This window comes from Streptomyces flaveolus (assembly GCF_000716535.1).
GTDB classification, from domain to species: Bacteria; Actinomycetota; Actinomycetes; order Streptomycetales; family Streptomycetaceae; genus Streptomyces; species Streptomyces flaveolus_A.
The window spans coordinates 23,888-30,824 of record NZ_JNWV01000062.1; the positions used below are offsets into that span (position 1 = coordinate 23,888).

4 protein-coding genes are annotated in these 6,937 nt (G+C 73.6%); 1 reads left to right on the top strand and 3 read right to left on the bottom strand.

All coding sequences use genetic code 11. The features are described from left to right. Positions 1-315: 315 nt before the first annotated feature. A complete protein-coding gene (locus OO52_RS46330; protein WP_051819055.1) occupies positions 316-987 on the bottom strand; it encodes a YbaB/EbfC family nucleoid-associated protein in 672 nt (223 codons plus the stop codon). A gap of 344 nt (positions 988-1,331) precedes the next feature. Continuing rightward, entirely contained in the window at positions 1,332-3,500 is a 2,169-nt protein-coding gene (locus OO52_RS42490) for an AfsR/SARP family transcriptional regulator (protein WP_234339962.1), read from the bottom strand. Positions 3,501-3,726: 226 nt separating this feature from the next. On the opposite strand from OO52_RS42490, the gene OO52_RS42495 reads away from it, so the two are divergent. Then, the gene (locus tag OO52_RS42495; protein ID WP_030657771.1) at positions 3,727-4,758 is read left to right on the top strand and encodes a nitronate monooxygenase; all 1,032 of its coding nucleotides are present in this window, start codon (positions 3,727-3,729) and stop codon (positions 4,756-4,758) included. A gap of 458 nt (positions 4,759-5,216) precedes the next feature. Here OO52_RS42495 and OO52_RS42500 read toward each other — a convergent pair whose 3' ends face one another. Next, positions 5,217-6,233, bottom strand: a complete 1,017-nt coding sequence (locus tag OO52_RS42500; RefSeq protein WP_030657769.1) for an alcohol dehydrogenase catalytic domain-containing protein — start codon at positions 6,231-6,233, stop codon at positions 5,217-5,219. Positions 6,234-6,937 lie beyond the last annotated feature (704 nt).

Here is a 6,937-nt window from a genome sequence, read left to right on the forward strand (position 1 = left end):
TTCCGCCTCACCGGGTCGAGCGCGGGCACTCATGCGCCTCACCGACGGCGGGGTCGACTGGGCGTCGACGGCCGTGACGCGTGCGAGTACGCCATCGAACTCGGCGAGCCCGTCCTCCCGGTAGTCGTCGACCCGGGCGTGGACAACGGGGCCCACCGTGGTCAGGCGGGAGCACGGCTGGGACCGTCTCCTGGCACACCAGCGCCTGCCCATGCACGAGAGCACGGCGCCGAGGCGTTCCAGCGGGGCATCGAGGCAACCGTCTGCTGCGTCATGAAGGAACTCCGTGTCACCTGACCGAACAGCCGGCCACGGTCAGACGGTGTCCGGCGCGGTGCGGTCGCCCTCCGACGGTTCCGCCGTGTCCGGCCGTCCCCGCCAGTCAGGTGCGCACCGCCCTCCGGCGGACTCGCATACGGCCTGACCCAGCGCCACGACCGCTTCGGACAGCTCCGCGGGCAGGGAGGTCGGCCGGGCGGGCGGAACGCCAGGCAGCAGCTTTCCCCAGAGCGGCCCCGGGGAGAGCGCTTGTTCCGGCGCGGCACGGCGGCCCGGCACGCCGGCCCGATCGGGGACGGCGCCAAGACGGCCGGACACCGTCCGGGCCTCCCGCACCAGCCGACGCCAGCACGTGTGGGGCGGGGTGTGTGTCGCCGGGCCACTGGGGAACGGGTCGTCACACGTGTCCGGCGAAGCGCATCCCGGCACCTGGGCCGCCGGGGACAGGGCGATCGCGGAGGCGCGCAGGTCCACCTCCGCCCGGGCTGTCGTCAGGGCCGCCAGGACGCTGCCGGCCAATTCCTGGCCGGACATCTCCTTGAACCGGTTGGTGGGAAAACGGACTGCCGACGTCCGCCCGTCGGCGCACACGGTGGCCTCCACCACGCCGTCCGCGGACGAGGCCGTCACCGACAGCGTCCGCAACTCCTCCTCGGCCCGGGCCACGGCGTCGTACCGCCGGGCGAAGTCGGCAAGAACCTCTTCCACGCTGTCTCCCGGAGACGTGTCCACCCTTCCGCTCCTCCTGTGTCGGTGCAGCGACTCGGCGTCGGCGTGCTACTAGAGACAAACGAGGGTGTCGGCGGCCATGGTTCACGCCGCCGGACCGCCGTCTCCACACGACCGTCACGATCCGGCCGCCGGGTGGTCGCACCCCGCGGCGGCAGCGCGGCGACACACCGGAACGGCGTGGGGGACCATTACCCCGCCCCCCACGGCACACGGTCGGGCGGACGAACGGTCAAGCCCAGGCACCACGACCTCCGCGCGAACTCCGTGGCGCCGTACCGGCTCGAGGTGTCCTGAGGCGTGGCCGCGGAGCCGCCTCACGGTCAGCGGTCGACGCGGTGCGTGAAGGTCCGCAGCGTTGAGCAGAGTTGCCGGCGGAACGTCTCGCCCCCGGAGAGGAGACCCATGTCCTCGACGAGGGACGGCAGCACATGTCTCTCGGCGATGATCCACTCCGCGGCTTGCGCTCTGTCGTGGAACTGCGCAGGCCGTACCCCGGGGCGCGGGGCCGGCAGGACCAGGGCCCTGCGGTGCGGGGCGAGCAGCGCGGTGGCGGCGTCGGCGCTGTACAGATAGTGCTCGACCATCCTCGCGCGCGCCGCGGAGCGCACGCCGGCCGGATCGCACCGGGAGCTGAGTTCCGCGGCGAAGGAACGCAGCAGTCCATGACACGTGTACCGGCCCGGTACGAGCTCGGCGAGCAGGTGGTGGTCCGTCAGCTCGGCGATGTCCGAGTGCGTGTCCCGCACGCCGGTGCCGGCCAGGCTGGCGGCGGCCGGTGCGGTGATGTCGCGCGCGGGGTGCAGGCTGAGCAGCCTGAACAGTGACGCGGCGCTGGGGCTCAGCGCTTGGTAGGAGGCCGTGAAGGCACTCCTGACATCGGTGCGGACATCCCGTGTGGACAGGGCCGCGAGGCTGCCTCGGCCGTCCTGCAGCCGTGCGGCGAGCGAGGCGAGGGAGAACGCCGGTTGCAGCAGCGCCCGGGTGCCGGCGACGGCCAGCGTCAGCGGCAGTCCGCCGCACACCTCCACGATCTCCTCGGCCGCGGCACGCTCGCCCCTGAGCCGGTCCGCGCCCAGCCGGCGTTCGAGCAGTTCGAGGCTTTCCCACCGGGTCATGGGGTCGAGCGTGACGATCCGGGCGTTGTCCGTCACGGCCAGCCCCTCCAGCCGCCGACGGCTGGTGACGATCGTCAGACACCCGGGTGTGGTGGGCAGCAGGGGGCGGACCTGTTCGCTGTCACGGGCGTCGTCCAGGACGAGGAGCAGCCGGCGTCCGGCCAGGGCCCTGCGGTACGCGGAGCCCAGCGCGGCGGTGCCCGGCTGCGCGGGAACCGTTTCGATGCCCAGCGCTTCGAGCACCGTGCGCATGGCTTCACCGGGGTCGAGAGGCGCTTGCGAGGCGTGGTGGCCCCGGAGATCCACGTAGACCTGTCCGCCGGGACAGCGTGCCGCCGCCAGGTGGGCGACGTGCACGGCCAGGGTCGTCTTGCCCACTCCCGCCATGCCGCAGATCGCGGCGGTGATGGGCGGGGCCGGGCTCTCCCCCTCCAAGGGCAGCAGTTCCAGCAACCGGTCGAGCGCCGAGCGCCGGCCGACGAAGGACACGCAGTCCGCAGGCAGTTGCGACGGCGCCGGCGCGGCCGGGACGGGGTCCGCCGGCCCCTTCACGGGCGCGGTGAGCCTGCGTTGCGACAGGTGCTGCTGAGCGGCTCGCAGTTCGGGACCGGGGTCGACGCCCAGTTCGTCGGCCAGACGGCGGCGGATGCCGTCGAACTGCCGCAGAGCCTCGGCCTGCCGCCCGGTGGCGGCCAGGGCGGCGATCACGCGGGCGTGCACGGCTTCGTCGAAGGGATGGCCGTCCAACGCCTGGCGCAGTGCGGTGAGCAGGTCCTCCGTCAGCGCGGGTGCCGCGGTCAGGACGACGTCGGACGCTTCCTTGACCACCGCCACGAACTCGTGCCCGACCGCCGTGAACACCGGATGCCGGCACACCAGGCTGCCGTCCGCGACGACGGGCCCGCGCCAGAGCCGCAGGGCCTCGACGAAGCGGTGGGCGGCCCGCGCGGGGTCGCCGGCCCTGACCGCGAGCCGCGCCTGCGCGCAGAGGTCACGGAAGCGCAGGAGATCGGAGTTCGAGGTGTCGACCAGCAACCGGTAACCGTCGGCGGCGCGCACGAGGTGCCTGGCGTCGGACCGGCTGCGCAGCTGGGGTTCCAGCGTTCTGCGCAGGGCACCGATGTGCCGGTGCACCACGTTGGCCGCGCTGGCCGGCGGCTCGTCGTCCCACAGGACGTCGATCGCCTCGCTCAGTGTCAGAGGGCCGGGCGCGCGCAGCACGAGCAGGGCGAAGAGGGCCAGCCTCTTGGGAGGGCCCAGATCGAGTTCGTCGGTGCCGCGCGCCGCGCGCACGGGACCGAGGATCGCGTAGCGCACTACCGCGTCCGTCTCCCGTCCGGCCTCCCCGCCGTCGGAACCGATGTCATAGGTCACGTACTGCTCGCATGGTGGGCGCGGAAGGAAAGTAGGAATTGCTCGGGTTTGAGCAGTCAAGTAAAAACACATCTCCTTGACCTGTCAAGGAGATGTGGGCCGGTCGGCGATGCCCGTCGTGCATGATGGCGACGCGACCGGCATTTCAGCTTGTCCCTCCCGGCGTCTACGGTCACGTAGGTCGGGGCAAGGGTGACCGCCCGCGGCCGGAGGAGAGGGAGCCGACATGAACCGACTGCTGGACGGCCTGGGAGTCTCACTGCCCGTCCTCGCCGCCCCGATGGCCGGCGGAGCCGGTACCCCCGCGATGGTGACGGCGGCCGCCCGTGCGGGAGGGATGGGTTTCCTCGCCGCCGGCTACAGGCCCGCGCAGGCGCTCGCGGAGCAGATCGACGCCGTCCGGGCGGAGAACGTCCCCTTCGGCGTCAACCTCTTCGTCCCCGCCCCGGTCCCCGTGGCGCCGCAGGACTACCGCCGTTACGCCCGGGTGATCCAGCCGGAGGCCGACCGCTACGGGATCGTGCTCGACGCCGGGGAACCGGTGACGGACGACGACGACTGGGCGAACAAGATCGATCTGCTCACGGCGTCGCCGGTGCCGGTGGTCTCGTTCACGTTCGGTGTCCCCGATCCCGCGGTCGTCAAGGCCCTGCGCCGGTCCGGGACCATCGTCCTGCAGAGCGTCACCTCCGCGGACGAGGCCCGGCAGGCGGCTGAGGCCGGAGTGGACGGACTCGTCGTGCAGGCCTCCGCCGCGGGCGGGCACTCGGCCACGTTCACCCCGGAGACACTGCCCGCCCCCGTGCCGCTGCCGGATCTGATCGCCGACGTCCGCCGCGGCACCGCACTGCCGATCGTCGCCGGCGGAGGCATCGCCGGCCCCGCCGACGTGGCGGCCGCGCTGCGCGCCGGCGCGGACGCCACCACGGTCGGCACCCTGTTGCTGCGTACGGACGAGAGCGGGGCCGCCGCTCCGCACAAGGCCGCGCTGGCGGACCCGGCCTTCACGGAGACCGTACTGACCCGTGCGTTCACCGGACGCCCCGCACGCGGCCTGCGCAACCGGTTCATCGAGCGGTACGACGCGGTCGCCCCGGTGGGTTATCCGGCCCTGCACCATCTCACCGCCCCGTTGCGCAAGGCGGCCATCGCCGCCGGCGACACCCGGCTCATCCACCTGTGGGCCGGTACGGGCTACCGGGAGGCGAGGGCCGAGAGCGTCGGCCGTACCCTCGAACGGCTCGCCGGTCAGCTGTGACCGGGCGCGCTCCGCCGCCGCGCGGCGCGGAGCGCGTACCGACGGACGTCGTGGCGGAGGCTGCGCCACCCGGCTCCGCCGTGACGCACGTACTGTGCCGGCAGCACGACCCAGATAGGCCGCTGACCGCGTACAGCACGGCGCTGACCGGCAGGGCACCTTGACGGACCGCCGCCGCCGACTGCCAGGCCCTGTCGAGACCGGCGGTGCCGAGCGAGACGGACAGCAGGCCGATACGGGCCGCACGGACCGTGTGTCTCCGCGGGGGTGTTCTCTCTGACGTTCTTCACACAAGGTCATGAGGAGACCCGCCGGGGCGGTTGGGGGCGGGCCGTGCGGGGGCGGGCAGGACGGGGAACCCGTGCGGGCGGGGTCCCCGCACGGCCCGTCCCCGCACGGCCCGTCCCCGCACGGCCCGCCCCCGCGAGGGCCGCACTCCTCGCGGGCGGCGGGGTGACTCAGGCCGCGGTGTCCAGGACCACGCGGAACCGGGCCTTGCCCGAAAGCATCCGCTCGTACCCCTCCATGGCCTGGGCGAAGGGCACGACCTCGACGCTGGGCCGGATGCCGTGGGCCAGGCTGAAGGCCAGGTTGTCCTCGTTCTCGACGGCGGAACCGGTCAGGCTGCCGACGATGGCGTGCGTGCCGAAGATCAGGTCGGGGGTCGAGACCGTCAGCGGGTCGGGTGCGGCACCGACGACGACCAGCGTGCCGTTCGGGGCCAGGCCCCGTACCAGCGGGTTCATGGACGCGCCGCTGGTGGCGGTGGCGACGATGATCGAGGCGCCGCCGAGGTCGCGCAAGGCCTCGCCCGGGTCGACGGCCGTGCTGTCGATGTACTCGTCGGCGCCCAGCTTCCGGGCGAGCGCCTCCTTCTCCTCGCCCCGCGCCACCGCGGCGACCCGGTGGCCGAGGCTGCGCGCGTACTGCAGGGCCAGGTGTCCGAGGCCGCCGATGCCCTGCACGGCGACGAGGGAACCGGCCCGGGCGTGCCCCTGCTGCAGGGCGGTGAAGGTGGTCAGGCCGGCGCACAGCAGCGGCGCCGCGTCGACGGCGGAGAGGCCGTCGGGAACGCGCACGAGCCCGCTGGCCCGGGCGTAGACCACCTCCGCGTAGCCGCCGTCGGTGGTCGTTCCGGTCTGCGGCTGGTCCAGGCAGTTGACGAAGTCACCGCGCCGGCAGGGCTCGCACTGCCCGCAGTGCCCGTTCAGGAAGCCGACACCGACGCGGTCGCCGGGCTGCCAGGCGGTGACGCCGGCGCCGACGGCGTCGATGACACCGACGACCTCGTGCCCGGGGACGACGGGCTGCGAGGGGTCCGCGCGCAGGCCCTCGATGGCCAGTACGTCGGTGTGGCAGACACCGCAGGCCTCCACCCGCAGCCGGACGTGTCCGGGCTGGGGGTCGAGGAGCTCACGCTCGACCAGCCGGAGGTTGTGGACACCGGTCGCCTCGAAGGCTCGGTACGTGGACATGCTGCTCCTGAGTGTGTGTTGTCGGCCAGGACGGGGCCAGAACGAGGTGCCGGCGTGGAAGACGACCGGTCTACTAAACAGACTAGCCGAGGCGCGGCCACGGGTCCTGCGTCCCGCGCACCGGGCACTGGTTCGCCCTGGACCCCGAGCGTCACCGGATGGCCCCGGAGGTCGCCTCCGTCGGCCTCACGACACGCGAGGCCGCCCGCGCCGGACGGCGGGTGAGGTGGTGGACCACGACATCGGGCTGGTCGCGGGTGCGCGTCAGTACGCGGAGGGCCACCGGGGTACGGCCCGCATGCTGCTCCGCGGGGAGACGGGCGTCGTCCTGTGGGTCGCCCTCGTCGGCCCCGGCGTCGGGGGACCGCCGTACTCGGCGGCCGTCGCGGTGACGGCCGAGGTGACCGTCGACAGGCCTTTCCGGCGATCAGCGAGGTCCGGCTCGGACCGCCCGGGACGCACCGTTACCGGGGCGACGCGGAAACCTGTGAGCGCCGGCCTGCCCGGTTGCCGGGCGTTCTGGCCGGCGGGTGCCGTGCGAGGTGGCCGCACCGCGTATGGCCGGCCGGGGCCGCTCCCGTCCTCCGTGGAGCGGCCCCGGCCGTCAGCGGTCACCGTCGTCCTCCGCTCTCGGACGACGGTGACCGGGGTGTCGCCGGCCGAGGCCGGCGAGGTCCTCAGCTGGCGCGCAGCGGAGCGAGGGC

Excerpts from the sequence above, each read along its gene's own strand:
- OO52_RS42495 (WP_030657771.1), top strand. The coding sequence starts at position 3,727 with ATGAACCGACTGCTGGACGGCCTGGGAGTCTCACTGCCCGTCCTCGCC.
- OO52_RS42500 (WP_030657769.1), bottom strand. The coding sequence starts at position 6,233 with ATGTCCACGTACCGAGCCTTCGAGGCGACCGGTGTCCACAACCTCCGG.